We start from the raw sequence: 23,743 nt of genomic DNA, 5'->3' as shown, positions 1-23,743 counted from the left end.
GTCAGTCCCGGAGCAGGTCCAGGGCCCGCGTCCAGCTGTACGAACCCGGCGTGAAGTCCGCGATCCGCACCCCCATCCGCCGCAGCTTCGCCAGGCTCTCCCGGTAGGCCGGGTGCGCCGCCTGCGCCGCGCTCAGGCAGGGCTGCACGGCGACCGGGACGCCCCAGCCGTACGACTCGCAGAGGATGCCGAGGGCGAGGGTGTCCGAGATGCCCAGGGCCCACTTGTTGATCGAATTGAAGGTGGCCGGGGCGACGACGATCGCGTCCGGGTCCGGCAGCGGCCGCGGCTCCCCCGGCCTGCGCCAGGCCGAACGGATCGGACGCCCCGTCCGCGCGACGATCGCGTCGGCGTCGATGAGCGCCATGGCGTTCGGGGTCGCCACCACCCCGACGTCCCAGTTCCGCTCCTGCGCGGCGGAGATCAGCTCCCCCACCCCGCCCGCGACCCCCGCCGCGCACACCACGACGTACAGCACCGGCTTCCTGTCCTCGGACACCCTCGGAATCCCCACGCTCGACCCACCTGCGGACCCCAGAACAGTAAGCTGCCCGCATGGTCCGCTCCGTGGTGTTCGACATCGGCGAAACCCTGGTCTCCGACACCCGCTACTGGGCCGGCTGGGCCCGCTGGCTCGGCGTGCCGACCCACACGATGTCCGCCCTCGTCGGCGCGGTGGTGGCCCGGGGCCGGGACAACTCCGACGCCGTCCGCGTCCTGCGCCCCGGTGCCGACATCGCCGCCGAGTGGCGCGCCCGGGAGGCCGCCGGCCACGGCGAGCACCTCGACGAGACGGACCTCTACCCCGACGTGCGGCCCGCCCTCCACCGCTTGCGCGACGCCGGCCTCTGGGTCGGCATCGCGGGCAACCAGAACGCGCCGGTCACCGGCCTGCTGACCGGGCTCGCGCTCCCGGCGGACGCCATCGCCACCTCGGCGGACTGGGGCACCGCCAAGCCCTCCCCGGAGTTCTTCGACCGCCTGCTCGCCTGGGCCCCCGGCGACCCGCACGAGATCCTCTACGTCGGCGACCACCCCGCCAACGACATCACCCCGGCCCGGGCGGCGGGCCTGCGAACCGCCCACCTCCGCCGAGGCCACATCGGCCTCACGACCCGGGCCCCCGAGGCGGACTGGACGGTCGACTCGCTGACCGCCCTCGCCGACCTCCTCACGGGGCGGTAGCGGCCACGGGCCTCCCGCAGCCGCCGCACGCCATGTCCGCACCGGTCCGCACCGGTCCCGCACCCGCGCGATCGCGGAGGCGGGCCCGTCCCCGTGAGCCTCACACCAGGATCCGGACGGGCGGGGCGATGGAGGGCGGGGAGCACCGGGGCGTGGTGGCGCAGACGGTGAGCGGCCGGTGAGGGCCCGGTCGAGGGCGCCCAGCGTGGTCCGGAAGGGCAGCCACGTACGGGTCCTGGACACCCAGGGCGATCACCGAGACCGCCCGGTCCGCGAGGTGCAGGGACACCGCGGTGCGGTCGCCGTCGGCGGGCGCGAGGTGGAGGCGGGCCGTCACCGGCACCTGGTCGGGCAGGAGCATCGCCGAGCGGACGGCGGAGCCGCGCCGGGCCTCCACCACGGTGGCCATCTCCGAGGTGATCTGGAAGCCGAGCGAGCGCAGCGCGTCCACGGCGGCGACCCGGACACGCCCGGTGTCGGCGTGGACACGCCCGGTGTCGGCGTGGACACGGCGTTCGGCGTCGAGCGTGATCGAGGCCAAGGCTCCTCCGGAGGAACGGAATTGGTGAGCGGAGGCGGGAGCGGAGCGATCCCGGCGCGCAACCGTGGCGAAAACCCCGCGCCGGGGTCCCCCGCTACGTGCACGTAATGACCGGACACCCGGCCGGACCCGCCCGTATGCTCGGCCCTGCACTGCCTGTACTCGCGGCACCACGACGGGACGGTCCGGCAGCGGCACCTGGCGGAGATCGTCGGCTCGACCGACCCGTGGGTCGTCCCGTTCGTCGTGCAGCTGGTCGGCGAGTACGTCCTGGAGATCCTGGTCGACATCCGGGACGAGCTGCGCTCGCTCGCCGTGCCGGACTCCCCCGGACGCCTGGCCTACGGGCGGTTCCTCGTCGACAACCCCGCCTTCTTCGCCCGCACGCAACAGCGGGTGGTGAGCTACTGGAGCTGCTACCACCGCAGTACCCACCGCGACTTCCGGACCTATCCGGGCTCCACGGTCCTCGACCTCCTGCGGTCCGCCGCCTCCGACCGGGCGGGCCGCCCCTGGCCGGACCTCACGCCCTCGGGAACGGGGTGAGGCAGCGTCCCCACCCGTCTCCCGGCGGGCGGGAAGGCCGTGTCTTCGACTCAGGGCGCGGCGTAGCGGGTGACGTTGGTGATCCGGCAGCCGACCTTGCCCGAAACCTGCGCCGTTCCCGGGGCCTTCTGCACGGCGGCCTGGTTCGGGGCGAGGTTGTTGGTCGCGGCGGCACCCTCGGCGACGCGCGTGCCGGAGGTGTCGGTGAACTCCAGTTGCACGATGTAGTTGCTGCTCTTGCCGCTGTGGTTGGTGATCCTGACCTCGGCCTCGGGCATCTTCAGCACGTCGTTGATCGTGCACTTGGTGATCTCGGCGTCCTTCGCGGCGTCACCACCGCCGACCGGGGCCGCGGCCGGCGGGGCGGCCGCGGGGGCGGTGTCGCTTGCCGCGGGTGCCGCCGGGGCGGGGGCTCCCGCCGTGGTCGCGGCGACGGCGGGAGCGGTGCTCTTGCTGCTGCTGGTGCTGAGGCTGGGATCGCAGGCCGCCAGGCCGAGAACGGTGGTGCCGGCGGCAAGCAGGGTGAGGGCGGTGCGACGCATTGGTTCCTCTGGGGCGTGGTGCGGGCAGTGGGAGCGACCGTAGCGAGCCCGCACTGTTCGGTGCGGACCGTGTGATGGGTCTGTGACCGGTCCGGGACCTACCCGTCGGTCAGGACCGAACAGGGCGACGGAACGTCCGCAAATGCGTTCGAGCCCACAGTCGTTGACGAACCATCAGATGCTGCTCCGCCCCCAAGACCCGACTCGCCTCAGTGCGGCTCCACCAGGGCCGCCACGGCGTCGGCACAGCCCCAGCTGAGGGTGACGCCGGCGCCGCCGTGGCCGTAGGTGTGGACGACCCGGCCGCCGGGGTCGGCTTCGAGGCGGGGGCCGCCGTGGCGGGCGGGGCGCAGGCCGACGGCGTGGGCGAGGACGCGGGCGTCGCGGAGCTGCGGGATGCGGGCCGTGCAGCGGGCGAGGATGGCCTCGGCGGTGGCCGGGTCGGGTGCGGTGTTCCAGTCGTCCGGCTGGAAGGTGCCGCCGAGGACGACGTCGGTGCTGCGGGGGTGGATGTAGGTGTAGCCGGCCGGGTCGTCCTGGATGCGGGTCGAGCTGGGCAGTCCGGGGTTGTGGACCAGGACGAGCTGGCCGCGCACCGGGTGCACGGCCCGGTCGTCGCAGAGCTTCCGGGCGCCGAGTCCGGTGGCGTTGACCACCACGGGGGCCCAGTCCAGGGCCTGGTCGAGGGCGTCGAGGCGGCGGTGGACGAGCTCGCCGCCGTTGTCGGTGAACCGGCCGAACAGCCAGGGCAGGTAGAGCGGCATCTCGACGGCGGGGGCGGTGAACGACCAGCCGTCCGTGCACTCCGGTCCGCGTTCGGCGGCCGTCAGCCGGCGCAGGTCGGGGACGGCGTCGCCCCACCAGGGCAGGCCTTCCGACTGCCGCTCGTGCTCCAGCATCCGGGTGCTGCGCATCGAGACGCCGGGTACGCCGTCCGCGGCCTGGCGGGCGAACTCGGCGAAGGCGGTCGCGGACCAGTCCGCCACCCGACTGTCGGTGCCCGTGGCGACGGGGAACCAGACGGCCGCGGCCACCGCCGAGGTCGTCGACAGCAGGCCGTCGGCCGTCACCACGACGACCCGAAGTCCCTTCTCCTGCAGGCGGATCGCTGTGGTGAGCCCGATGATTCCGCTTCCGACCACGACGACGTCCATCGCGAACCCCTCCGTCCGAGGGCCGCCGACCCGATGTCGGCGGCCGTGTCCAGGTAAGCCGGTCGCGCCCGGTCCCGTCCAAGACCGGTTCTGTCCCGGGCGATAAGGCGCGCTTATCATCGCCGGATGGACAGGCGGACGGATCTGCGGACGGAGCTCCGGATGGATCTGCGCCGGATGCGCTACTTCTCCGTACTGGCCGAGGAGTTGAACTTCACCCGGGCCGCCGGCCGGCTGCGGATCGCGCAGCCGGCGCTGAGCCAGCAGGTCAAGGCGCTGGAGCGGCAGCTGGGCGTGGAGCTGGTGGAGCGCACCGGCAAGGGCTGCGCGCTGACCCCGGTCGGGCGGGCGGTCGCGGAGGAGGCCCGGCGGGTGCTGCGGGAGGTGGCGGCGGCCGAGGAGCGGCTGGCGGCGGTGGTCCAGGGGCGGGCGGGGCGGCTGCGGGTGGCGTACACCCGCTCCGCCCGGGGCGGGGTCTGCGACGCCCTGGTGACGGAGTTCCGCAACCGCTACCCCCGGCTGGACGTCGCCCTGCAGACCGGCTGGACCTCGCACAACGTGGCCGAGCTGCTGGCCGGGCGGCTGGACGCGGCGTTCGTCCGGCCCCCCTTGGACGTCCCAGGGCTCGACTGCCGGATCATCGCCGAGGAGGAGCTGCTGCTCGCCGTGCCGGCGGGCCATCCGCTCGCCCGCACCCGAGCCCGGATCGACCGGCACCGGATCGCGGACGAGCCGGTGGTGCTGTGGCCGAGGGAGAACGGGCCAGGGATGCACGCGTTGATCACCGAGCAGCTGTGGCCGGGCCGCTCGCCCCGGATCGTGCGGGAGGAGCCGGACGACGAGCAGTTGCTGCTGGCGGTGGCGGCGGGGTACGGCATCGCGCCCATTCCGGAGGGCCGGGCCCGGGTGTTCCGGATTCCCGGCGTCTGCCTGCGCCGGCTCACCGCCCCGGTGCCGACGGTCACCCTGGGGCTGGCCCACGATCCCCGGACGGCGCCGCCGGCCGTCCAGCTGCTGCTCGCGATGGCCCCCTCCCGTCCGACGCCGGGAGGAACACCCGAACGGCCGTGATCCCGAACGGCCGGTACCTCCCTGGCCCCGTCGCCGTCACGGCCCCGGCGTCGGTGGTCCGACACAGTCCGACCACGGGAGTCCAGGAATGAACGTGTCCACACGAGTCGGCTCGATCCTCGGGGCCGACGCCGCGGCACCGGCCCTGCTCGCCGGTCCCGCGGCCGCGAACGCGCAGCCCGCCGCGCAGCTCGACCAGGCCTCCACGATCACCAGCTCCAGCCCCGAGGCCGCCGGCCAGTGCCTGGACATCTACAACTGGGGGCGCGGCCCGGTGGTCCAGCTCTGGGACTGCGGGAGCCAGGCCAATCAGTACTGGCGGCATAAGATTTGACGAATCGTCGACTCCTGGCGGCTCCGGTGCCCGCCCCCGTGGACCGAGCGGGGGCGGGCACCGTCGCCCGAGGGCCGGTTCAGCCGATGGTGGAGCCGGTGATCGGGGCGGAGAGCTCGACGGTCTTGCCGTTCAGGCCGGTCTTGACGAACTGCCAGCTCAGGCCGGTGATGACACCCTTGTCCAGCGGGGCCAGCTTGGCGAAGGCGGGCTGGCTGAGGTCGATGTGGGTGGAGTCGCAGGAGGGACACTGGTCCTTCACCGGGACGGTGATGGTCTTGCCCTGGTAGCTGACCTTGACCGAAATGCCCTTGCAGACCGGGTCGTTGTTGGGGTTGGCGGTGGTCCACCAGGTGTGCGAGACGGCGACCAGCATCTGGGTGGCGGCGTTGATCTGGGTGCCGCAGGCGCCGTAGCCGGCGTCGTTGTAGTAGGTGGCCTTGCCGGTCATGGGCTTGTTGATCGGTATCGCGGCGCTGGCGGAGCCCGCGGCGAGGGCGATCAGGGCGGCTGCGGCGAGCGGGGCGCCCGCGAGGATCCTGAGGTTCTTGCCGATGGCGCGCATGGTTCGTTCCCTCCGGTTGCGGTGCAGGGCATGGGCAGGCATGGGCATGACATGCGGAACTCGACACATTCGCACGACAGTTCGTCAACCGAATGTCCGCCCTTGTGGAGGAAACGTATGCGCCCGCCCGCAAGGTGGTCCAGACCTCCACGATGTCGGCATGAACACAAGGCAAGCATCTTTACCCATACGGCCGAAGGGGCGAAGATGCGTGACCGCCCCGCCACGGACGGTGTTGACAGAACGTCACCCGCGTCCCTCGGAGGCCCCTCAGATGCGCACCTCGCTCGTCGCCCTGCTCCTCGGCACCGTCCTGCTCCCGACCACCGCACCCGTCGCCGCCGGTGCGGCGCCCCGCGAGGTGAACCAGGGCTACAGCATCCCCGTCGCCGGCGTGACCGACCTCGGCGCGCTGCCCGTCCTCGGCAGCCTCGGGCTGGACTTCGCCCGCCTGCTCGGGCAGTAGCAACCCGGGAGGCGACCGCCGTCGCCGACCTCAGGTGGAAGATCCGGCTGCTCGTGGACGGCGCCCCCGCCGACGGCCCGCTCCTGGAGGCCGTTCCCGCCGACGGCCCGCTCGTGGACGGCGCCCCCGCCGACGGCGGCCGGGGCGGCGGCCGGCTCGGCCCGGTCCACCAGCTGATCGGCATGGCGCCGTTCCAGGGCATCAGCGTCGGCATCGACCGCAAGTCCCCGGTCTCCTGGCCGCTGCACGAGCGGCACCGCTCCTTCCGCTGCACCGGCGCCCCGCACTCCGTCACCTACCTGCCCGGCGGGCCCGCGCCGCACGACCCGGAGACGGTCGCCCGGGCGCTGCGCGAGGCGGCTGCCGCCTTCGAGTAGCCGGGCCGCCCGGCGATGGTCCCCGTTCCTCCACCAAGATCCCCCCACCCGGGTTACCCTCGTCCCGCGCGGCGGCCCGGCCGCGCAGCCGACCGAGGGGGGAACGGATGATCGGGGACCTGCTGCCGGACGTCGTGGTGACCGAGGTGGCCTACGACGACCCGCCGGAGGCCCGGCTGGAGCCCGAGGAGGAGCCGTCCGTCGCCCGGGCCGTCGACAAGCGGCGCCGCGAGTTCACCACCGTCCGGCACTGCGCCCGGACCGCCCTCGCCCGGCTCGGCGTCCCGTACCGGCCGCTGGTCCCGGGCCTGCGCGGCGCACCGAGCTGGCCGGACGGCGTGGTCGGCAGCCTCACCCACTGCGACGGGTTCCGCGCGGCGGCCGTCGCCCGGGCCGGCACCCTCGCCTCCGTCGGCATCGACGCCGAGCCCGCGTTGCCGCTGCCGGAGGGCGTCGAGGAGACCGTCGCGCTGCCGGTCGAGCGGCAGCGGCTCGCCAAACTGGCGGCCGAGCACCCGGGCGTCCCGTGGGACCGCATCCTGTTCAGCGCCAAGGAGTCGGTCTACAAGGCCTGGTTCCCGCTGACCCTGCTGTTCCTGGACTTCGACGAGGCCGAGCTGGACCTCTCCCCCGACGGCACCTTCACCGCCCGGCTGCTGGTCCCGGGCCCGGTGGTCGGCGGCCGCCGGATCGACGGCTTCGACGGGCGCTGGGCGGTCCGGGACGGGCTGCTCGCCACCGCGATCGCCGTCTCCCCCTGACGTCGCGCCGGGGTCGCGCCCGGGAGACGCCGCGGTCGCCCGGGCGTCTCCCGGGCGTCTCCCGGGCGGCCCCGGGCGGCCTCCTGAACCGCCGTCGGCGCGGCATATCCTCGACCCCGTGACGGTGACCTATGTGATCGACGGCAACGAGATCAAGACCCTGGACGACTTCTGGGACGTGGTCGGGCGGACCATCGGCGAGGACGGCTACTTCGGCCGCAACCTCGACGCCTTCGCCGACTGCCTGCGCGGCGGTTACGGCACGCCCGAGGACGGCGACTGGGTCATCGAGTGGCGCCGTCACGAGGTCTCCCGCCGCAACCTCGGCTACCCGGAGACGGTCCGCCGGCTGGAGCTGCGGCTGGCCCACGCCCACCCCACCAACCGGGCGCGCATCACCGCCGAGCTGGAAGCCGCCCGGGCGGGCCGGGGGCCGACGGTCTTCGACTGGCTGGTCCGGATCATCGAGGAGGAGCACCCGGGCGGCCTGCGCCTGGTCTGAGCCGCCCGCCCCGAGGCGCCCGCCCCGAGGCGCACGGCCCGCGGTGCGTACCCCGGCCCGCCCGGCTACAGCGCGTCCGAGAGCCGGACGAAGCGCCGCCCCGCCGCCAGCAGTCCCGGCAGCGCCGCCGCCACCCCGGGGGCCGTGCCGCCGCCCGGGTGGTTCAGGTGACCGATCACGATCGCGCCGGGCGGGGCGGAGGCGACCTCCTGCCGCACCTCGGCGGCCGGCAGCGTCGCCCCGCCGTCCCCGTTCACGGTGAAGCCCGCCACGCGCTGGCCCAGGTCGGCGACCACCCGGGTGGCGACGTCGTCGTAGTGCGCGGTGCCGGAGCGGAAGAACCGGGGCGGGTGCCCGAGCAGCTCCGTGAGCTTCCGGGCGTTGCCCGCCACCTCGTCGTACACCTCGCCGACGTCGCCCGTGCCGGCGATGCCGTAGGCGGAGCGGCCGGTGACCGAGAGCGGGCGGTGGACGGTGCCGTGGTTGCCGATCTCGAACAGCGGGTCGACGGCGAGCTGCTCGAACTCGTCCGGGTTGGCGTCGATCCAGCGGGCGTTCAGGAAGAGCGTGGCCGGCACGCCGTGCGCCCGCAGGACGTCGATCAGGTCGGCGTCGTAGCCGTTGCCGCGGGGGCCGCCACAGGCGTCGAAGGTGAGCGCCGTGGCGCTCTCGCCCTCCGGCAGCTCGGTGATCACCCCGGACACCTCCAGGCCCCACTCGCTCGGGGCCAGCGCGCCGTACCGCTCGACCGTCTCGGCCCGGGTCGGCTCGTGCGGGGGCTGCTTCACGGGTTCCGATGCGGAGGTCGGCGCGGGTGTCGGCGCCGGCGTCGGATCCGGCCCGGGCGTCGACGCGGCGGCGGCCTCGGCGGGCCCGGCGGGCGGTATCGCCGAGGGCGAGCCGGTGCTCGACGTCCGGCCACCGCACCCCGCCAACGCGCCTCCGGCCACCACCATGAGCAGCGCCCGCCGGCTCACCGTCATGCCCGTCTCCCATCCGCGCGATTTCTCATATAAACCGATGACATGACTATGAACCGACCAATCGTCACTCCCCGCAACTCGCCCCCGCCCCCGCCCGGCCCCTCTTCACCGAGCCGCCCCGCCCCCGTGGGCCCCGGCTCACCCCCGGTTCACTCGCCGGGGTAGGCACGCGAGCGACCCGCCCGCCCCGATCCGGAGGCCTCGATGCCGACCGACCCCAGCACCCCGCGCCCCGACCAGCCGACCTCCCGGCCCACCGACCCGCCGACCCCGCAGCCGACCGCCGGGCCCGCCCGCCGTGACCTGCTCCGCACCGGACTGGCCACCGGCGCCGCCACCGCCCTCGGCCTCGCCGCCGCCACCGGCCGGGCGGACGCCGCCCCCGCCGACGGCCCCGGCGCCACTCCCCCCGACCGCACCCTCACCCTCACCGGCCACCTGCCCACCGGCGCCCCCGACTTCGTGTACCTCCCGGTCGAGGTCCCCGAGGGCGTCCGCGAGCTGGCCGTCTCCTACGGCTACGACAAGCCCCCGGTCCCGGCCGGCACCCCCGGCAACTCCTGCGACATCGGCCTCTTCGACGAGCGCGGCACCGACCTCGGCGGCCCCGGCTTCCGCGGCTGGTCCGGCGGCTTCCGCACCGCGTTCAGCCTCTCCCGCGGCGCCGCGACCCCCGGCTACCTCCCCGGCCCGATCAACCCCGGCACCTGGCACGTGGTCCTCGGCCCCTACCAGGTCGCCCCGCAGGGCCTGGAGTACCACGTCGAGGTCACCCTCCGGTTCGGCCCGCCCGGGCCGCGGTTCACCCCGCACTACCCGGCGGAGCGGGCCCGCGGCCGCGGCCGGGCCTGGTACCGGGGCGACTGCCACCTGCACACCGTCCACTCCGACGGGCGGCGCAAGCCCGAGGAGGTGGCGGCCGGGGCGCGCGCGGCCGGCCTGGACTTCATCGTCTCGACCGACCACAACACCAGCGCCTCACACGCCGTCTGGGGCCCGCTGGCCGGCCCCGACCTGCTGATCCTGCCGGGCGAGGAGATCACCACCCGCAACGGCCACTGGCTGGCCCTCGGCCTGGAGCCCGGCCAGTTCGTCGACTGGCGCTACCGCTCGCGCGACGAGGAGTACCCCCGCTTCGTCCGCCAGGTCCACCGGGCCGGCGGCCTGGTCGTGCCCGCGCACCCGTACTGCCCGTACGTCGCCTGCCAGTGGAAGTTCGGCTACGAGGAGGCCGACGCCGTCGAGGTGTGGAACGGCCCCTGGACGTACGACGACGAGTCGGCGGTGGACACCTGGGACGGCCGGCTCGCCGTCGCCCTGCGCGAGGGCCGCTCCTGGCTGCCCGCCCTGGGCAACAGCGACGCCCACAGCGAACCGCAGGTCATCGGCTCCCCCCACACCGTGGTGCTGGCCGAGGACCTCACCCGGGACGCGATCCTCGACGGGCTGCGCGCCGGGCGCAGCTGGCTGGCCGAATCCTCGGCCGTCGAGGTGGACTTCACCGTGACCGGGCACGGCCGCCGGGTGGGCATCGGCGAGGAGCTGACCGTCCCGGCCGACGCCCCGCTGGACGTCCGGCTCACCGTCTCCGGCGTGCCCGGCGGGACGGTGCGCCTCCTCACCGACGAGGGGCAGATGCACCAGGAGTCGCTGCCCGCCGACGGCGCCGGCACCGTGGTCTGGCGCACCACCGCCTCGCTCGCCGCCTACGTCCGGGCCGAGGTGCGCCACCCGAAGGCGGACGGCACCCCGGGCAGGGGCAACGCGATGGGCCCGGACCTGCCCTGGGGCCCGATGGCGGCGCTCACCAACCCGATCGTGCTGCGGACCGGGGACCGGTAGGGGCCCGCGGCGGGCGCCCCGACCGCCCGCCGAACCGTCACCGACCGACCACCGCCCCGCCACCGCCCGCTCGCCCACCGGCCGCCGAGCACTCGCCCACCGGTCCCCGATCGATCGGCGAGCACCCCTCCGACCCGCCCAGGAACCGGATGGGGGACGACTCGGGCCACCCGTTTGGACTAGGTTGATCCCCGAAACGCATCAGTCGTAGGGACGAGGCGGTCGGTTGTCCGGATATGGGCCGACCAGCTCCTTCGCACTCCGACCGCCCCGCCCCGGCTACCCGCCCGTCCCCGGCCCGCGAAGGGATCAGCAGCTGTGAACCGTACGACCGTAGGTGGGCCGGAGCTCGGGGGCGGCCTGGGCGCCGGGGGCGTCCTCGTCCTCGTCGACCCGGCCGGGGCCGGAGACAGCCCGGTCGCGGAGCTGCTCGCCCGGGAGCTGAACCCGAGCGTCCACCTGCGGACGGACGACTTCCTGCGGGTCATCCGCAGCGGCCGGCTCCCGCCCCACCTGCCCGAGGCCGGGCGCCAGAACGCCACCGCCCTGGCCGCGGCCGCCCAGGCCGCCTTCGCCTACGCCACCCGCGGCTACCAGGTCGTGGTGGAGGCCCCCGCCGTCCCGGCCACCCTCGACACCTTCCGCCGCGAGAGCCGCGCCACCGGCGCCGCCCTCCACTACGTCGTCCTCCAGCCCGGCCCGGCGCCCGAGGACGGCGCCCACAGCCTCGACACCACCGCCCTCACCCCCGAGGCCACTGCCGACTCCGTCCTCACCGCCCTCACCCGCCGCACCCACCTCCTCGGCTGGTAGGCCTCGACAGGTGCCCGGGGCCGTCGGTGGCCGCCCCGCCCTACGCCCCCACCACGCCGTCGATCGCCTCGCGCAGGAAGTCGGCGTGCCCGTTGTGCCGGGCGTACTCGTGGATCAGGTGGAGCATCACCAGCCGCAGCGACACCTCGGCGTCCCACCGGGCCTGATAGCCGGTGACGTCGAGGGAGTCGGCGGCGAGCTCGATGCGGCGGGAGTGCTCGACCTCGGCCTGCCAGGCGGCGAAGGCCTCGGCGCGGGTGGCGCCGGCGGGGTCGTACGCGGCCTGGTAGTCGCCGTCCCCGGACCAGACCAGCGGCAGGTCCTCGCCGTCGATCACCCGGCGGAACCAGGCGCGCTCGACCTCCGCCATGTGCCGGACCAGCCCGAGCAGGCTGAGCGTGGAGGGCGGGCTGGAGCGCAGGCGCAGCTGCTCGTCGGTCAGGCCCTCGCACTTCAGGGCGAGGGTCGCCCGGTGGAAGTCGAGGAAGCCGCGCAGCATCTCGCGCTCGCCGCCGGTCAGCGGCGGGGCGGGGCGGTCGTCGGGGACGTTCACGGTGTCGTTCTCCTCGCGGTGGTCGGAAGTCCTCGCGGACTGTAGCGAACCGTCCGGCCCCTCCGAAGGTGATTTTTTTTCCGTGCCCCGCTCCCGGCTGTCACATCCGTGCGCCCTGCGGTGTCTTCATGCCCGGCAACACGGCAACACCACGACACGGCACCCCGCCGAACCACAGACCCGGGAGGACACCATGGCACTGCGACTGCCGAAGGCCCAGCTGCCCGCCGAGCTGAACGAGAACATGATCAAGGGTTTCGGGGCCGCCCTCGAACCGGTCGAGGCGATCTGGCACAACCCCGGCGTCGCCACCGCGAACCTGGACTTCTCCCGCCGGATCGCCGAGTGGGACGCGCTCGACGAGAGCCTCAAGTCCTTCGCCCACATGGCGGTGGCCGCGCAGGTCGGCTGCGGCTGGTGCCTGGACGTCGGCTACTTCCAGGCGCAGAACCGGGGCCTGGACCTCGCCAAGGCGAGCCAGGTGCCGAACTGGCGGGCCGCAGAGGTGTTCACGGCACTGGAGCGCGAGGTGATGGAGTACGCCGAGGCCATGACCGTGACCCCGCCGGCCGTCACCGACGAACTGTACGACCGCCTGCTGGACCGGCTCGGTGCGGCGGCCATGGTCGAACTCACCGCCTACGTCGCCTTCGTCAACATGGCCACCAGGAACAACACCGCGAACGGCGTCCGCTCCCAGGGCTTCTCCGACGCCTGCGGGATCCCGCTGGCCCGGCGCACCGCCGTCGTCGACGACCCGGCCGGGGCGTCGCCGGCATGACCGAGGACCCCTTCGTCACCCACCGCGGCCTGCTCTTCACCGTCGCCTACGAGCTGCTCGGCTCCGCCGCCGACGCCGAGGACGTGCTGCAGGAGTCCTGGCTGCGGTGGGCCGAGGTCGACCGCGGGCAGGTGCACGACCCGCGTTCGTACCTCGTCCGGATCGTCACCCGACAGGGCCTCAACCGGCTGCGGACGGTGTCCCGCCGACGCGAGCAGTACGTCGGCGAGTGGCTGCCGGAGCCGCTGCTCACCAGCCCCGACGTCGCCGAGGACGTGGAACTCGCGGAGAGCGTCTCGTTCGCGATGCTGACCGTCCTGGAGACCCTCGGGCCGACGGAACGGGCGGTGTTCGTGCTCCGCGAGGTCTTCGAGCTGCCGTACGGGGAGATCGCCGAGGCCCTCGGCAAGACCTCGGCCGCCGTACGGCAGGTCGCCCGGCGGGCCCGCGGGCACGTGGCCGCCCGCCGGCCCCGGGTGCGGGTGAGCCGCGACGAGCAGCAGCGGGTGGTGGAACGGTTCCTGGCGACCCTGCGCACCGGGCGGCTGCAGGACCTGATGGAGGTGCTGGCGCCGGACGTCGTCCTGATCGCCGACGGCGGCGGGATCGCGGCGGCCGTGACGGCCCCGGTGCACGGGGCCGGGGCGGTGGCGGCGCTGCTCGCGCGCACCGGGCGGCTGCCGGTCGCCTTCGAGACCACCACGGTGTGGCTCAACGGCGCGCCGGCCGGGCGGATCGACATCGGCGGCGAGCCCTCGGTGGTGAGCCTCGCGGTGGAGGACGGCCGGATCACCCGGGTCTACATCGTGCGCAACCCGCGGAAGCTGACCCGGATCGACGCACCGGCCGACCTCACCCGGTGACCGCCCCCGGTCGCGTGGTGGTGCCCCGAGCCCCTCGGAGCACCACCACGCCCCCACTGTCCCCGGGGCCCTCACCCATCACGTACCGTGTTCGGACCACCACAGGTTTGGGTACGTACCTCGGCGCGCCCGACGGCCGGGCGCCCACCGAGCAGGAGACCCAGCGGCCCATGGATCACAACCGCATCCCCCCGACCGTGCGCAAGACCTACGGCACCGATGATCTGGCCAAAGTCGCCAGTTTCGCCGGAGGCTTCATCAATTTCGGTTACTGGCAAGGGATCGACCTCGCCGCCCCGACCACCGAGGACCGGGTACGCAGCCAGGAGCAGCTCTACCGGCGGGCGTTGCGGGAGTTCCCCGAGCCGCGCGAACGGCTGCGGCTGGCGGAGGTGGGCTGCGGGCGCGGGCTGGGCTCGGCGCTGGCACTGCGGGAGTTCCGCTTCGCGGGGGTGACGGGGGTGGACATCCACCCGGACCAGATCGAGCGGGCCCGTGCCGTCAACGCGAGAGCCCTGGCGACGTACCCCGATCGGCTGGCGTACACCCTAGGATCGGCGGACGAACTCCCCTTCTCCGACGGCTATCTGGACGGCGTCTTCTCCGTCGAGGCGGCCCAGCACTTCCGTGAGCTGACCGGCTTCGCCCGTGAGTCGGCCCGCGTGCTGCGCCCCGGCGGCCGGCTCGTCGTGACCACCTTCTTCACCGCCCCGGGCGCCGACATCGCCGAGCGCCTCAAGATCCTCCTCGCCAGCTTCGCCGACGGCCTCGACGTCGCCCACCCCCTCGACGACTTCACCGCCGCCCTCACCCGCTCCGGCTTCACCGACATCACCACGGAGTCCATCGGCGCCGAGGTCTGGCCCGGCTTCGACCGCTACCTCGTCGACGTCGTCCCCACCGCCCACTGGTCCCGCAACTTCCTCACCGCCTGGCGCGACGGCCTCGTCGACTACCACGTCGTCACCGCCATCCGCATCTGATCCGCCGGATCCCGCCGCGCAGCGTCCGGAGCATCGGCGGAATCGTCGGCGGCCTCGGGATGGCCGCCGCCGGCCTGCTGGGCGACCGTCCGGGTCCGGTGCCGCTGCTCAACGCGCAGGCCCTGCACTACCGCGCGGCGGCCTGATCACCCTGACGGTCCGCGGCCGGCGCAACCTCCCGGAACGGCCCGCGCCGGCCCGCGCCGCCGGGGCACCGCCGGAAACCGTCCGCCCCCGGACGACCGGATGAGTCCGTACCCGGCTCCGACCGCGTGGGAGAGCCCGTGGGAGATCTCGTGGGAAACCCGTGACCGCACGCCGGGCGGCCGCCGTCATGGCAACGGCGGCCGCCCGGGGCTCGGGGCGGGAACGGGTCAGCGTCGCAGGGTGGTGACGGTGAGGCCCGGGGCGGAGCGGATCTCGGCCTCGGTGAAGCGCTCCGTCACCCACTGCTTGCGGGCGTAGGCGCGGGTCTGGTCGGTGAAGTGGGAGGACGTCGGGTCGGCGGACTCGCCGTAGGTGAGCAGCGTCCGGGTGCGCGGGCCCCGGTCGGTCAGCTCGGTCGCCATCACGAAGGTGGCGCCGTGCGGGACGCTGCGGACGTCCGTCGGGTAGGTGCCGCCGCCGGCGCCCGAGTCCGGTCCGGCCGTGACGACGTTGAAGCAGCCCAGCTGGTGGGAGCAGCCGTGCAGCGGGATGCCCGCCCAGCGCTGGACGCGGCCGATCGGGGCGTCCACCGGGAGGCCGCGGCTCGCCAGGTCCTTCACCGCGTCGGCCAGCGCACGCTGGGCGACGGGGTTGGCGGCGTCGATGCCGCGCGGGGTGGTCAGCGGCCGGGCCGGGTCGGCCGGGACCGTCTGCCAGGCGGTCGTGCCGGTCTTCGCCAGCGCGTCCCGGTACGCCTGCCAGAGCACGGTGCCCCGGCTGTCGGCGTCGGCCCTCGTGTCCCAGGCCGCGAGCGCGCCGCACGCCGGGCGCACGTCCACCCGGGTGCCGTCGGACGCGGCGATCTCCGGGTGGGCGCGGCACAGGGCCACGGCGTCGTCGCGGTCGAGTTCGGCGCTCTGCACCCGGTTGCCGAACATCGTCGCCTGGAGCGAGCCGAGGGTGAATCCGGGGGCGCCGAGGCCGTCGGTGCCGGCCCTGCGGTCGGCGATCATCCGCAGGCTGAGCTGGGTGCGCAGCATCCGCTCGGAGGCGCCCCGGTAGACGGTGGGCAGGCCGGTGATCGGCGCGTCCGCGTTGGTCAGGTACGGGCCGTTGTTGGCGTTGGCGACGTAGTCGGTGCGGGTCAGTGCCGGGTGGTTGGCGGGGCCGAAGACGCCGGGCACGAGCGCGTCCGGGTCGCGGCCCGGGTCGCAGGCGGTGGTCGAACCGTCCAGTACCGGCCCGATGGCGGTGACCGCGGCCAGGCAGCGGCCGAGCTGCTCGTCGGGGAGGTGGGGGACGGCGGAGGCGTCGGTGAACCAGGTGGTGCCGCTGGAGTCGACGGCCGTGGTGTACACCCAGGGGAGGCCCTGGTAGGTGCGCTGGGCCTGGCGCAGCTGGTCGAGGTTCTGGGCCCGGCCGACCGCCAGCCACTGGTTCAGGGAGCGGAGGTTCTCGGCGTTGGCGTCGCCGAGGGTGTAGGCGTACTGCCCGGTCCAGCCCTCGGAGAGGACGTAGCCGAGGCGGGAGCGGTAGACGGTCCGGTCGACGGTGGAGAGCGTCCCGTCGGCGGCCCGGACGGTGATCCTGACGGCCTCCTGGGCCATCCGTTCGACCTTGCCGTCCACCAGGTACGCGGTCGGGTCGCCGGGCACCAGCGTGAGCCGGTGGAGGGTGTAGTGGTCCGCGTAGCTGGTGGTGTGGCTCCAGGCGAGGCCGCGGGTGTGGCCGATCTGGAGGAACGGGATGCCGTACAGTCCGGCGCCGGCGACGTCCAGGACGCCGGGGATGGTCAGCTGGGCCTGGTAGAAGCGCTGCGAACCGGCCCACTGGAGGTGGGGGTTGGCCAGCAGCAGGCCGTTGCCGTTGCGGCTGGCGTCGCGCCCGATCGCCCAGGCGTTGCTGCCGAGTTCGGGGTTGTCGGCGGAGCGGCCCGGAGCGGCGATCCGGGCCGGGGCCGCCCCGGCTCCGGACGTCCCCTCCGCGGTCGCCCCCGCAGCGCTCGCGCCGGGGGCGAGTCCGGCCCCGGCGCCCGGGACGGCCGTGGCGATCTGCTGCTTGGCGGCGGAGCTGCCCGCTTCGGTGTTGACGTCGTAGAGGATGTTCCACAGATCGTCCGCGGTGATCGGCCCGACCCAGGCCTTCCCCCGGCAGGACGGGTCGGGGAGGTGGTCGGCGCCGGTGTCGCCCAGGTAGCGGTTGTACCCGGCGACGTAGCCGTCCACCAGCTGCCGCGCCTCGTCGGTCGGGCCGAGCGGCGCGGGGGCGGCCAGCAGCCGCCGCACCGTCCCGGTGCCCAGCACGCCCCGCTGGTAGGTGTCGCTCACCAGGTTGGTCACCAGGTCGACGGAGCGGCCGTCCGGACCGAAGTGGCGCGAGCGCTCGCCGCGCACGGTGACCACCTGGTCGGCGAGCTGGCACAGGTTGTCCTGGGCGAAGGCGTACCCGTAGCCGTAGCCGAGGCCGCCGAAGTCGCGGGCGACGACGTGCGGGACGCCGTACTCGGTCCGGCTGATCTTCGCGGTCCAGCCGCCCCGGTCGATGTCCTGGCCGGCCCCGGGGTCGCCGTCCGCGGCCCGCGCCGCGGTGGGCACCAGGGCCGCCAGCAGCGCGGACGTCAGTCCGACCGCCACGGCCGCCGAGGTGAAACGCCTTCGGATCGCGCTGAACTGACGCTCTCTCAAGTCTTCCGTTCCCGTCATGGGCCCCACGCTGACGCCGTGGCGCCCGGCCGGTCATCCCCCCTCGGGACGACCCTTCCTCGGCCACCCGGCTGATCCGTGTACGTCTCGGGTAGGGGACGGTCCTTGCCCGCACCACCTCTACGGTCGGGCGATGCGGTCCGTGGATCATCAGGGTCCGGCGCCCCGGGCCGACCCGGCAACCTCACCCGAACGAGGGCGCGCCGACCGCACCGACCGCGCCGACGGCGAACGGGCACCGCCGAGGGCGCCCTCACGCCCGGAGGAACTCCAGCACCGCCAGCACCCGCCGGTGGGCCTCCTCGGCCGGCGGCAGGTCCAGCTTCATCAGGATGTTGCCGATGTGCTTGCTCACCGCCGCCTCCGAGACCGTCAGCTCCCGGCAGATCGCCGCGTTCGACCGCCCCTGCGCCATCAGCCCCAGCACCTCCCGCTCGCGCGGGGTGAGCCGCTCCAGCGGACTGCGGCGGCGGCGCAGCAGGTGCCGCACCACCTCCGGGTCCACCACCGTGCCCCCGGCGGCCACCGTGCCGACGGCCGCGACGAACTCCTCGATCTGCCCGATCCGGTCCTTCAGCAGGTAGCCGACCCCGCGGCCGTCCCCCGCCTCCAGCAGCCGGGCCGCGTACGAGTGCTGCACGTACTGGCTGAGCACCAGGACGGGCAGCCCGGGGAAGCGTTCGCGCAGCGCGAGCGCCGCCCGGAGCCCCTCGTCGCTCTGGCCCGGCGGCATCCGGACGTCCGTGACCACGAGGTCCGGCCGGTACTCCCCGACCGCCGTCCGCAGCGCCTCGGCGTCCCCGACGGCCGCCACCACCCGGTGCCCGAACCGGGCCAGCAGGCCGACCAGGCCCTCGCGCAGCAGGACGCCGTCCTCGGCCAGCACCACCCGCAGGCCGTCCGCCGTCGGTCCACTCGTCATCACGCCGCTCCTCGGTCGATCGGGGCGCAGGGGATCTCCACCCGCACCAGGGTCGGTCCGCCGGGCGGACTGCTGACGGTCAGTGTGCCGTGCACCACCGCGACCCGGTCGGCCAGCCCGGTCAGTCCGGTGCCGCGCGCCGGGTCGGCGCCGCCGCGGCCGTCGTCCGTCACCTCGATCGTCAACCGGCCGTCCGTGAACCGGCCTTCGACCGTCGCGCCGCTCGCACCACTGTGCTTGGCGAGGTTGGCGAGCGCCTCGGTGACGGCGAAGTAGCCCGCCGACTCGACCGGGGCCGGCAGCCGCCCGGGCAGCTCGAAGCGGGTGTCGACGGGGACGGGCGAGCGGTCGGCGGCGTCCGCGCAGGCCTCCGGCAGGCCGTGGTCGGTGAGCACCTGCGGATGAATGCCGTTGATCAACTCCCGCAGTTCGGCGAGGACTTCACTTGCCTCCCGGTGCGCCTCGGCCAGCCGGGCGGCCAACGGCCCGTCCGCCGGCGCGTCCAGCCGGGCCAGCCCGAGCGCCACGGTCAGCGCCACCAGCCGCTGTTGCGCGCCGTCATGCAGATCGCGCTCGATCCGGCGCCGCTCCGCCTCGAAGGCGTCCACCAACCGGGCCCGTGAGCGCACCAGTTCACCGATCCGCTGCTCCTGCCCGCCCGGCGCCAGCACCAGCCGGACCAGCGCCGCCCGGGCCGCCGCCAGGACGGCCAGCGGGTAGGCGAGCAGCGGGAGCAGCAACAGTCCGGCCAGCCCGAGCAGGGCGGCCGTCACCGGCGAGTGCACCACGACCACCTTGAGCACGTTCACCTGCTCGCCGTCCCGCAGGAGCAGCGGCAGCGCCGCGATCAGGTACCCGGGCACGGCGAGGACGCAGCCCGCCACCGCCAGGTCGATCGGCCAGAGCACGAAGGCGGCCAGCAGCGCGAAGCCCAGCTCCCGCCAGGTCGCCTGCTCGCGGTAGCGCAGCCGCAACCAGGCGGCCAGGCCCGGCTGGTGGGGGACGAGGTGCGGGTCCGGCACCCGCCCGCCGTCCAGGAAGCGGACCAGCCGCCGCTCCCAGGCGGCGATCGGCACCCCGGCCAGGACCAGTGCGGCCGCCAGCGGCAACCCGACCAGCACCACCGTCAGGACCCCGGCGACCAGCCCCGACAGCAACAGCCCGAAGCAGAGCAGCAGCCCGCTCAGGCCGGTCGCCAGCAGGTACCCGGCCGCCCGCCAGGGGGCGGCGGAGCGCAGGAACCCGGCCCGGGCCGGCGGCGCCCAGCGGCCCCGCGCACCCGGCCCGGTCGCTCCATCCGCTCCGTCCGCTCCGTCCGCTCCGACCTGTCCGACCTGTCCGACCTGTCCGGTCGCCGTACTGCCGCTCACCTTGCCCCCTCGGCACGGGAATCCCGTCCGCACACCCTAGGCACCGGGCGGACGCGCCCGCGGTAGAGCCCGGCCTACCTTTTCCCGGGTCCTCCCCCGGCCCCGGGGGCCCGCCACCGGGGGATCCCCCCTACGGGTAGGGCCGCCCCTACCTCCCGGAGTAGGCCCCGGCCCGCTGACCGCCCCCGCCCCCGGCCGGTTCGCTGGACGCCATGAGAATGCTGCGGATCGCCCTGACCTCCCTCACCACACGCCGGCCCTCCCTGCTCGGCGCCTTCCTCGCCCTCGCGCTCGGCGTCGCGATGACCGCCGTGATGCTGCTCGGCCTCGCCGCCGCGCTCGACGCGCCGCCCGGGGGCGGGGAGCTGGTCTCGCTGGTCGCCGCGCTCGGCACCGCCGGCGGGGTGAGCGTGTTCGTCTCGGCGTTCGTCGTCGCCTCCACCTACTCGTACGCGGTCGTCCGGCGCCGACGCGAGTTGGGCCTGCTCCGGCTGGCCGGGGCCACCCGGGCCCAGGTCCGGCGCACGGTGCTCGCCGAGGCGCTGCTGCTCGGCGCGGCCGCGTCCGCCACCGGCTGCCTGCTCGGCCGGCTCGGCGCGCCCGCGCTCCTGCGGTGGCTGTCCGGGGTCGGCATGGCCCCGCCCGGGTTCGCCCCGAGCGGTTCGGCCTGGCCGCTGCACGCCGCGTTCTGGACCGGGCTGCTGGTCGCCCTGGGCGGGGTCGCGGTGGCCGCTCTGCGCGCGGGCCGGGTCGGCCCGCTGGACGCCCTGCGCGCGGCCGACCTCGACACCGGGGTGCTGACCCGCGGCCGGCTGCTGCTCGGCCTCGGTCTGGTCTTCACCGCCGCCGCGCTGGCCGGCAGCGCACTCGTCAGGGACCCGGCCGACCTGCTGCACCGCAAGACGTACACCACCCGGCCGATGTGGCTGATCTGCGCGGCCGGCCTGCTCTCCCCGCTCCTGGCGCCGCCGCTGGTCCGGGTGCTCGGCCTGCTGCTGCCCGTCCGGCTCACCGGGTACGCGGGCCGGCTGGTGCCCGCCAACGCCGCCGCCGCGTTGCGCCGCACCGGCGCGGTGGCCGCGCCGGTGCTGGTGGCGGTGGCGCTGACCGGCTCCCTGAGCGGCGCGCTGGACACGGTGGGCGCCGCCCGGGCCGCCGAGGCCCGTGCCCGGACCGCCGCCGACCTGGTCGTCCGCCCCGCCGGTCCGGCGGCCCCGCTGGTGGCCGCCCTGCGGCCCGTCCCCGGCGTGAGCGCCGTCTCGGCGACCGCGCCCACCCCGCTGGCCCTGGTCGAGCCGGACGGCGTCACCGTCCGCTCCGAGGCCCGCACCGCCGACCCGGCCGGCCTGGCCGCCCTCGCCCGGCTCCCCCTGCTGGCCGGTTCCCCGGCCGGTCTCGACGACGACTCGCTGATCCTGCCCGCCGAGTGGGGCCGGGCGGTCGGCGAGCCGGTCCCGGTGGTCCGGGCCGACGGCAGCCGGACCGTTCTGCGGGCCGTCGCCGTGCTGCGCGACGGCCTGGGCGACAACGGGCTGTACGTCACCGCCGCCAACGCCCCGGGCGCCCGGGTGGACCGGATCGAGGTCCGGCTCGCCCCCGGCACGGACGGCCCGGCCGCCCTCGACCGCGCCCGGGCCGCCCTCCGCCCGTACGGGGCGACGGTCCTCGACCGGGCCGGCTGGTTCGCCGCCACCTCGCCCGCGAACGCCCGGATCTCCTGGCTGCGGACCGTCCTGGTGCTCGGCCTCGCGCTCCTCTACACCGCGATCGCGCTCGCCAACACCCTGCTCACCACCACCGGGGACCGCCTTCGCGAACTCGCCCTGCTCCGGCTGGCCGGCGCCACCCGGGGCCAGGTGGTGCGCCTGGTGACCGCCGAGGCGGTGCTGGTGGCGGCGGTCGGCGTGGTGCTGGGCTGCGCCGTGGCCGGCGCCCAACTCGGCGCCATGCACGCCGCGCTGGGCGTCCTCGGCGTGCCGGGGCCGTGGGCGCTGCCGTGGCGGCCGGTCGGGCTGGTGGCGGCCGGGGCGGTGGTCCTCGCCGCCCTGTGCGCCGCCCCGGCCGCCGGCTGGATGCTCCGCCATCGCCCGGTGGCGGCCGCCGCCCGCTGAGCGGCACGCCCGCTCCTTGGGCCGGCGCGGGCCTCCAATCGGCTCAGCCCACCGTGGCCGACGCCGGGGCCGGACGCGCCGGCTCGGCCACGGTGCCGTCGGCCGCCCCGCCCAGCGTCGCCAGCCGCCGCAGGCCGGCCCGGCGCTGGAGCGCGCCGAGACCGACGGTGGCCGCGCCGAGACCGAGCCAGCCGAGCGGTCCGGCCGCCATCACCACGCCGGTCAGCAGCAGCGGCCCCACCGACTTCTGCACCGACTGGGACATCCCGGCGACCCCCAGGTACGAGGCCCGGGCGCCCGGCGGGGCCAGCACCACCGCCAGCTCCCAGGAGCTCACCGAGCGCAGCAGCTCCGCCAGGGTGATCAGGACCGCCGCGCCCAGCAGCGCGACCGAGGCCACGACCGGCCCGGCGCCGGTGGCGAGCACGATCAGCAGACAGCCGCCCAGCACCGTCACCCCGTACCAGCGCAGCGCGGCGGCCGCCCCGAGCGCGCCCTCCGCCCAGGCCGAGACCCGCAGTTGCAGCAGCACCACGAGCACCGTGTTGAGCACCAGGAAGACCGGGACGACGGCGTGCGGCGCGCCGGTGTGGTGGACCAGCCAGAGCGGCAGCCCGACGTTGAGGATCGAGTCGTCCAGGTTCAGCGGGATGTCCAGCAGGACGAACCGCAGGTAGCCGCGGTCGCGCCAGGGGCTCGGCACGGCGGACGGCGTCCCGGCGGGCTCGCCGCCGGGCCGGTCGCCGGGCCGGTCGCCGGCCTTCGCCGCGACCAGGCCGTGCCCGGACGGCTCCCGGGTGCGCCGGACCAGTACGGCGGCCAGCAGGTAGGACAGCCCGTTGGCCGCGATCAGCACCCGGTAGGCGCCCGCGGTCCCCACCGCCAGTCCGATCGCGGCGACGCCCGCGCCGAGCGCGTACCCGGCGTTGGCCACACTGCGGAACAGCGCCTGGTAGGTGGCCCGCCGCTCGCCCGCCACCCGGGTCGCGAACAGCATCTCCAGCGTCTTGGCGGCCCGCTCGGCCAGGCAGATCAGGGCCACCACGGGCAGCAGCGCGGCGAAGTCGTCGACCACCAGGAGCAGTCCCATCGCCCCCAGCCGCAGCAGGTGGCAGCCGATCAGCAGCCACCGCACCGGGAACCGTTCGGCCGCCCGCCCGGCCAGCGGGGACCCGACGATCCCCGCCACCGCCCCCACCCCGAGCAGCAGCCCCAGCCGGCGCGCGTCCATTCCGCACGCATAGGTGAAGTAGAGCACCGAGGCCGCCGCCCACACCCCCGTGCCGGTCCGGTCGACGCACTGCGCCAGCAGCATGATCCGCGCGTCCCGCCCGCCCGGCGGCCGCCGCAGCTGCGCCATCAGTCCGTTTCCCCGCATGGCGGTCCCCCGTCGCGTGATCGACATCAATCTCGATATCAAGATACTTCACATCAAGAGACCTTTGGAACCCCAAGGACCACCCGTGGCGACGAGCGGGCAGGCTCCACCCGGCCCGCCTCGACGGACCCGCGCACTCGACCGGCGCCACCGGCGCAGCCCTCGACGCGCGGCGGGCGGTGCGCCACACTCTCCCCAGCAGCACCCGCGCTCCCAACGCACCGGCACGACTCAACGACCACCGCACCACG

Annotated in this window: 24 protein-coding genes and 1 pseudogene; 14 read left to right on the top strand and 11 right to left on the bottom strand. The window is 75.1% G+C overall.

Translation table 11 applies throughout. The features are described 5' to 3' along the window. Nucleotide 1 precedes the first annotated feature (1 nt). Nucleotides 2-499: a flavoprotein gene (locus ACZ6EM_RS17660; protein WP_401046677.1), complete on the bottom strand. Its 498-nt coding sequence runs from the start codon at nucleotides 497-499 to the stop codon at nucleotides 2-4. A 56-nt stretch (nucleotides 500-555) separates the two neighbouring features. Between ACZ6EM_RS17660 and ACZ6EM_RS17655 the strand changes: the two genes are divergently transcribed. Next, nucleotides 556-1,185: an HAD family hydrolase gene (locus ACZ6EM_RS17655; RefSeq protein WP_401046679.1), complete on the top strand. Its 630-nt coding sequence runs from the start codon at nucleotides 556-558 to the stop codon at nucleotides 1,183-1,185. 100 nt (nucleotides 1,186-1,285) lie between these two features. On the opposite strand, the gene ACZ6EM_RS17650 is transcribed toward ACZ6EM_RS17655, so the two are convergent. Next, nucleotides 1,286-1,726: a hypothetical protein gene (locus ACZ6EM_RS17650; protein ID WP_401046681.1), complete on the bottom strand. Its 441-nt coding sequence runs from the start codon at nucleotides 1,724-1,726 to the stop codon at nucleotides 1,286-1,288. Nucleotides 1,727-1,972: 246 nt separating this feature from the next. Between ACZ6EM_RS17650 and ACZ6EM_RS17645 the strand changes: the two genes are divergently transcribed. Continuing rightward, nucleotides 1,973-2,272, top strand: coding sequence for a hypothetical protein (locus ACZ6EM_RS17645; RefSeq protein WP_401046684.1), 300 nt, complete (start codon nucleotides 1,973-1,975; stop codon nucleotides 2,270-2,272). A 50-nt stretch (nucleotides 2,273-2,322) separates the two neighbouring features. Here ACZ6EM_RS17645 and ACZ6EM_RS17640 read toward each other — a convergent pair whose 3' ends face one another. Both ACZ6EM_RS17640 and ACZ6EM_RS17635 read right to left on the bottom strand, forming a co-directional pair. Next, entirely contained in the window at nucleotides 2,323-2,814 is a 492-nt protein-coding gene (locus ACZ6EM_RS17640) for a hypothetical protein (RefSeq protein WP_401046687.1), read from the bottom strand. 209 nt (nucleotides 2,815-3,023) lie between these two features. Further along, nucleotides 3,024-3,968, bottom strand: coding sequence for an FAD-dependent oxidoreductase (locus tag ACZ6EM_RS17635; RefSeq protein WP_401046688.1), 945 nt, complete (start codon nucleotides 3,966-3,968; stop codon nucleotides 3,024-3,026). 126 nt (nucleotides 3,969-4,094) lie between these two features. Here ACZ6EM_RS17635 and ACZ6EM_RS17630 point away from each other — a divergent pair, with 126 nt between their 5' ends. Next, nucleotides 4,095-5,039, top strand: a complete 945-nt coding sequence (locus ACZ6EM_RS17630) for a LysR family transcriptional regulator (RefSeq protein WP_465772705.1) — start codon at nucleotides 4,095-4,097, stop codon at nucleotides 5,037-5,039. Between the two features lie 88 nt (nucleotides 5,040-5,127). Beyond that, nucleotides 5,128-5,373 (top strand): hypothetical protein, encoded by a 246-nt coding sequence (locus ACZ6EM_RS17625; protein WP_465772704.1) that lies wholly within the window; start codon nucleotides 5,128-5,130, stop codon nucleotides 5,371-5,373. 79 nt (nucleotides 5,374-5,452) lie between these two features. Here the strand turns inward: ACZ6EM_RS17625 and ACZ6EM_RS17620 are convergent, their stop codons facing one another. Then, nucleotides 5,453-5,938, bottom strand: coding sequence for a cysteine/serine endopeptidase inhibitor (locus tag ACZ6EM_RS17620; RefSeq protein ID WP_380353832.1), 486 nt, complete (start codon nucleotides 5,936-5,938; stop codon nucleotides 5,453-5,455). A gap of 274 nt (nucleotides 5,939-6,212) precedes the next feature. Between ACZ6EM_RS17620 and ACZ6EM_RS17615 the strand changes: the two genes are divergently transcribed. The 4 genes and pseudogenes from ACZ6EM_RS17615 (at nucleotide 6,213) to ACZ6EM_RS17600 (ending at nucleotide 8,044) form a co-directional block, all read left to right on the top strand. Beyond that, on the top strand, nucleotides 6,213-6,404 hold the full coding sequence (locus ACZ6EM_RS17615) for a hypothetical protein (protein WP_359904821.1): 192 nt from the start codon (nucleotides 6,213-6,215) through the stop codon (nucleotides 6,402-6,404). 161 nt (nucleotides 6,405-6,565) lie between these two features. Continuing rightward, a pseudogene (locus tag ACZ6EM_RS17610) lies at nucleotides 6,566-6,781 on the top strand (hypothetical protein); the annotation flags it as partial. Between the two features lie 107 nt (nucleotides 6,782-6,888). Beyond that, the gene (locus ACZ6EM_RS17605) at nucleotides 6,889-7,542 is read left to right on the top strand and encodes a 4'-phosphopantetheinyl transferase family protein (RefSeq protein WP_401053843.1); all 654 of its coding nucleotides are present in this window, start codon (nucleotides 6,889-6,891) and stop codon (nucleotides 7,540-7,542) included. Nucleotides 7,543-7,660: 118 nt separating this feature from the next. Next, a complete protein-coding gene (locus ACZ6EM_RS17600; protein WP_359904826.1) occupies nucleotides 7,661-8,044 on the top strand; it encodes a barstar family protein in 384 nt (127 codons plus the stop codon). 65 nt (nucleotides 8,045-8,109) lie between these two features. Here ACZ6EM_RS17600 and ACZ6EM_RS17595 read toward each other — a convergent pair whose 3' ends face one another. Further along, complete coding sequence (locus ACZ6EM_RS17595; RefSeq protein ID WP_465772703.1) at nucleotides 8,110-8,832, bottom strand: polysaccharide deacetylase family protein; 723 nt, start codon at nucleotides 8,830-8,832, stop codon at nucleotides 8,110-8,112. Nucleotides 8,833-9,231: 399 nt separating this feature from the next. Here ACZ6EM_RS17595 and ACZ6EM_RS17590 point away from each other — a divergent pair, with 399 nt between their 5' ends. After that, a complete protein-coding gene (locus ACZ6EM_RS17590) occupies nucleotides 9,232-10,869 on the top strand; it encodes a CehA/McbA family metallohydrolase (protein WP_465772702.1) in 1,638 nt (545 codons plus the stop codon). 318 nt (nucleotides 10,870-11,187) lie between these two features. Beyond that, nucleotides 11,188-11,682: an ATP-binding protein gene (locus ACZ6EM_RS17585; RefSeq protein ID WP_401054879.1), complete on the top strand. Its 495-nt coding sequence runs from the start codon at nucleotides 11,188-11,190 to the stop codon at nucleotides 11,680-11,682. A 40-nt stretch (nucleotides 11,683-11,722) separates the two neighbouring features. Here the strand turns inward: ACZ6EM_RS17585 and ACZ6EM_RS17580 are convergent, their stop codons facing one another. Beyond that, entirely contained in the window at nucleotides 11,723-12,181 is a 459-nt protein-coding gene (locus ACZ6EM_RS17580) for a DinB family protein (protein WP_380353898.1), read from the bottom strand. A 247-nt stretch (nucleotides 12,182-12,428) separates the two neighbouring features. Here ACZ6EM_RS17580 and ACZ6EM_RS17575 point away from each other — a divergent pair, with 247 nt between their 5' ends. From ACZ6EM_RS17575 to ACZ6EM_RS17565, 3 genes are all read left to right on the top strand, one after another. Beyond that, a complete protein-coding gene (locus tag ACZ6EM_RS17575) occupies nucleotides 12,429-13,016 on the top strand; it encodes a carboxymuconolactone decarboxylase family protein (RefSeq protein ID WP_401054878.1) in 588 nt (195 codons plus the stop codon). Next, on the top strand, nucleotides 13,013-13,879 hold the full coding sequence (locus tag ACZ6EM_RS17570; RefSeq protein ID WP_465772701.1) for an RNA polymerase sigma-70 factor: 867 nt from the start codon (nucleotides 13,013-13,015) through the stop codon (nucleotides 13,877-13,879). The genes ACZ6EM_RS17575 and ACZ6EM_RS17570 overlap by 4 nt, the downstream gene beginning before the upstream one ends. A 170-nt stretch (nucleotides 13,880-14,049) precedes the next feature. Further along, the gene (locus tag ACZ6EM_RS17565; RefSeq protein ID WP_359904843.1) at nucleotides 14,050-14,862 is read left to right on the top strand and encodes a class I SAM-dependent methyltransferase; all 813 of its coding nucleotides are present in this window, start codon (nucleotides 14,050-14,052) and stop codon (nucleotides 14,860-14,862) included. Between the two features lie 374 nt (nucleotides 14,863-15,236). On the opposite strand, the gene ACZ6EM_RS17560 is transcribed toward ACZ6EM_RS17565, so the two are convergent. The 3 genes from ACZ6EM_RS17560 to ACZ6EM_RS17550 all read right to left on the bottom strand — a co-directional run bounded on the left by ACZ6EM_RS17560 (nucleotide 15,237) and on the right by ACZ6EM_RS17550 (nucleotide 20,003). Next, the gene (locus ACZ6EM_RS17560; RefSeq protein WP_401051734.1) at nucleotides 15,237-17,693 is read right to left on the bottom strand and encodes a penicillin acylase family protein; all 2,457 of its coding nucleotides are present in this window, start codon (nucleotides 17,691-17,693) and stop codon (nucleotides 15,237-15,239) included. A 271-nt stretch (nucleotides 17,694-17,964) separates the two neighbouring features. Beyond that, on the bottom strand, nucleotides 17,965-18,633 hold the full coding sequence (locus ACZ6EM_RS17555; RefSeq protein ID WP_401051736.1) for a LuxR C-terminal-related transcriptional regulator: 669 nt from the start codon (nucleotides 18,631-18,633) through the stop codon (nucleotides 17,965-17,967). Continuing rightward, nucleotides 18,633-20,003 carry a sensor histidine kinase gene (locus tag ACZ6EM_RS17550; protein WP_465772700.1) on the bottom strand — a complete coding sequence of 457 codons (1,371 nt, stop codon included), beginning with the start codon at nucleotides 20,001-20,003 and terminating at the stop codon, nucleotides 18,633-18,635. The genes ACZ6EM_RS17555 and ACZ6EM_RS17550 overlap by 1 nt, the downstream gene beginning before the upstream one ends. 212 nt (nucleotides 20,004-20,215) lie before the next feature. Here ACZ6EM_RS17550 and ACZ6EM_RS17545 point away from each other — a divergent pair, with 212 nt between their 5' ends. Continuing rightward, nucleotides 20,216-22,114, top strand: coding sequence for an FtsX-like permease family protein (locus ACZ6EM_RS17545; RefSeq protein WP_465772699.1), 1,899 nt, complete (start codon nucleotides 20,216-20,218; stop codon nucleotides 22,112-22,114). Between the two features lie 43 nt (nucleotides 22,115-22,157). Here the strand turns inward: ACZ6EM_RS17545 and ACZ6EM_RS17540 are convergent, their stop codons facing one another. Further along, a complete protein-coding gene (locus tag ACZ6EM_RS17540; RefSeq protein WP_452178026.1) occupies nucleotides 22,158-23,474 on the bottom strand; it encodes an MFS transporter in 1,317 nt (438 codons plus the stop codon). Nucleotides 23,475-23,743 lie beyond the last annotated feature (269 nt).

It is taken from the genome of Kitasatospora sp. NPDC041917 (genome assembly GCF_055589745.1).
Note: the sequence above shows the minus strand (reverse complement) of the source record. Positions and strands in the feature narration are given on the sequence as shown.

Bases quoted from the DNA above. Each gene is read 5' to 3' on its own strand.
- ACZ6EM_RS17655 (WP_401046679.1), top strand. From the start codon at position 556: ATGGTCCGCTCCGTGGTGTTCGACATCGGCGAAACCCTGGTCTCCGAC.
- ACZ6EM_RS17640 (WP_401046687.1), bottom strand. From the start codon at position 2,814: ATGCGTCGCACCGCCCTCACCCTGCTTGCCGCCGGCACCACCGTTCTC.
- ACZ6EM_RS17635 (WP_401046688.1), bottom strand. From the start codon at position 3,968: ATGGACGTCGTCGTGGTCGGAAGCGGAATCATCGGGCTCACCACAGCG.
- ACZ6EM_RS17630 (WP_465772705.1), top strand. From the start codon at position 4,095: ATGGACAGGCGGACGGATCTGCGGACGGAGCTCCGGATGGATCTGCGC.
- ACZ6EM_RS17625 (WP_465772704.1), top strand. From the start codon at position 5,128: ATGAACGTGTCCACACGAGTCGGCTCGATCCTCGGGGCCGACGCCGCG.
- ACZ6EM_RS17620 (WP_380353832.1), bottom strand. From the start codon at position 5,938: ATGCGCGCCATCGGCAAGAACCTCAGGATCCTCGCGGGCGCCCCGCTC.
- ACZ6EM_RS17615 (WP_359904821.1), top strand. From the start codon at position 6,213: ATGCGCACCTCGCTCGTCGCCCTGCTCCTCGGCACCGTCCTGCTCCCG.
- ACZ6EM_RS17605 (WP_401053843.1), top strand. From the start codon at position 6,889: ATGATCGGGGACCTGCTGCCGGACGTCGTGGTGACCGAGGTGGCCTAC.
- ACZ6EM_RS17590 (WP_465772702.1), top strand. From the start codon at position 9,232: ATGCCGACCGACCCCAGCACCCCGCGCCCCGACCAGCCGACCTCCCGG.
- ACZ6EM_RS17580 (WP_380353898.1), bottom strand. From the start codon at position 12,181: ATGCTGCGCGGCTTCCTCGACTTCCACCGGGCGACCCTCGCCCTGAAG.
- ACZ6EM_RS17575 (WP_401054878.1), top strand. From the start codon at position 12,429: ATGGCACTGCGACTGCCGAAGGCCCAGCTGCCCGCCGAGCTGAACGAG.
- ACZ6EM_RS17570 (WP_465772701.1), top strand. From the start codon at position 13,013: ATGACCGAGGACCCCTTCGTCACCCACCGCGGCCTGCTCTTCACCGTC.
- ACZ6EM_RS17565 (WP_359904843.1), top strand. From the start codon at position 14,050: ATGGATCACAACCGCATCCCCCCGACCGTGCGCAAGACCTACGGCACC.
- ACZ6EM_RS17555 (WP_401051736.1), bottom strand. From the start codon at position 18,633: ATGACGAGTGGACCGACGGCGGACGGCCTGCGGGTGGTGCTGGCCGAG.
- ACZ6EM_RS17545 (WP_465772699.1), top strand. From the start codon at position 20,216: ATGAGAATGCTGCGGATCGCCCTGACCTCCCTCACCACACGCCGGCCC.
- ACZ6EM_RS17540 (WP_452178026.1), bottom strand. From the start codon at position 23,474: ATGGCGCAGCTGCGGCGGCCGCCGGGCGGGCGGGACGCGCGGATCATG.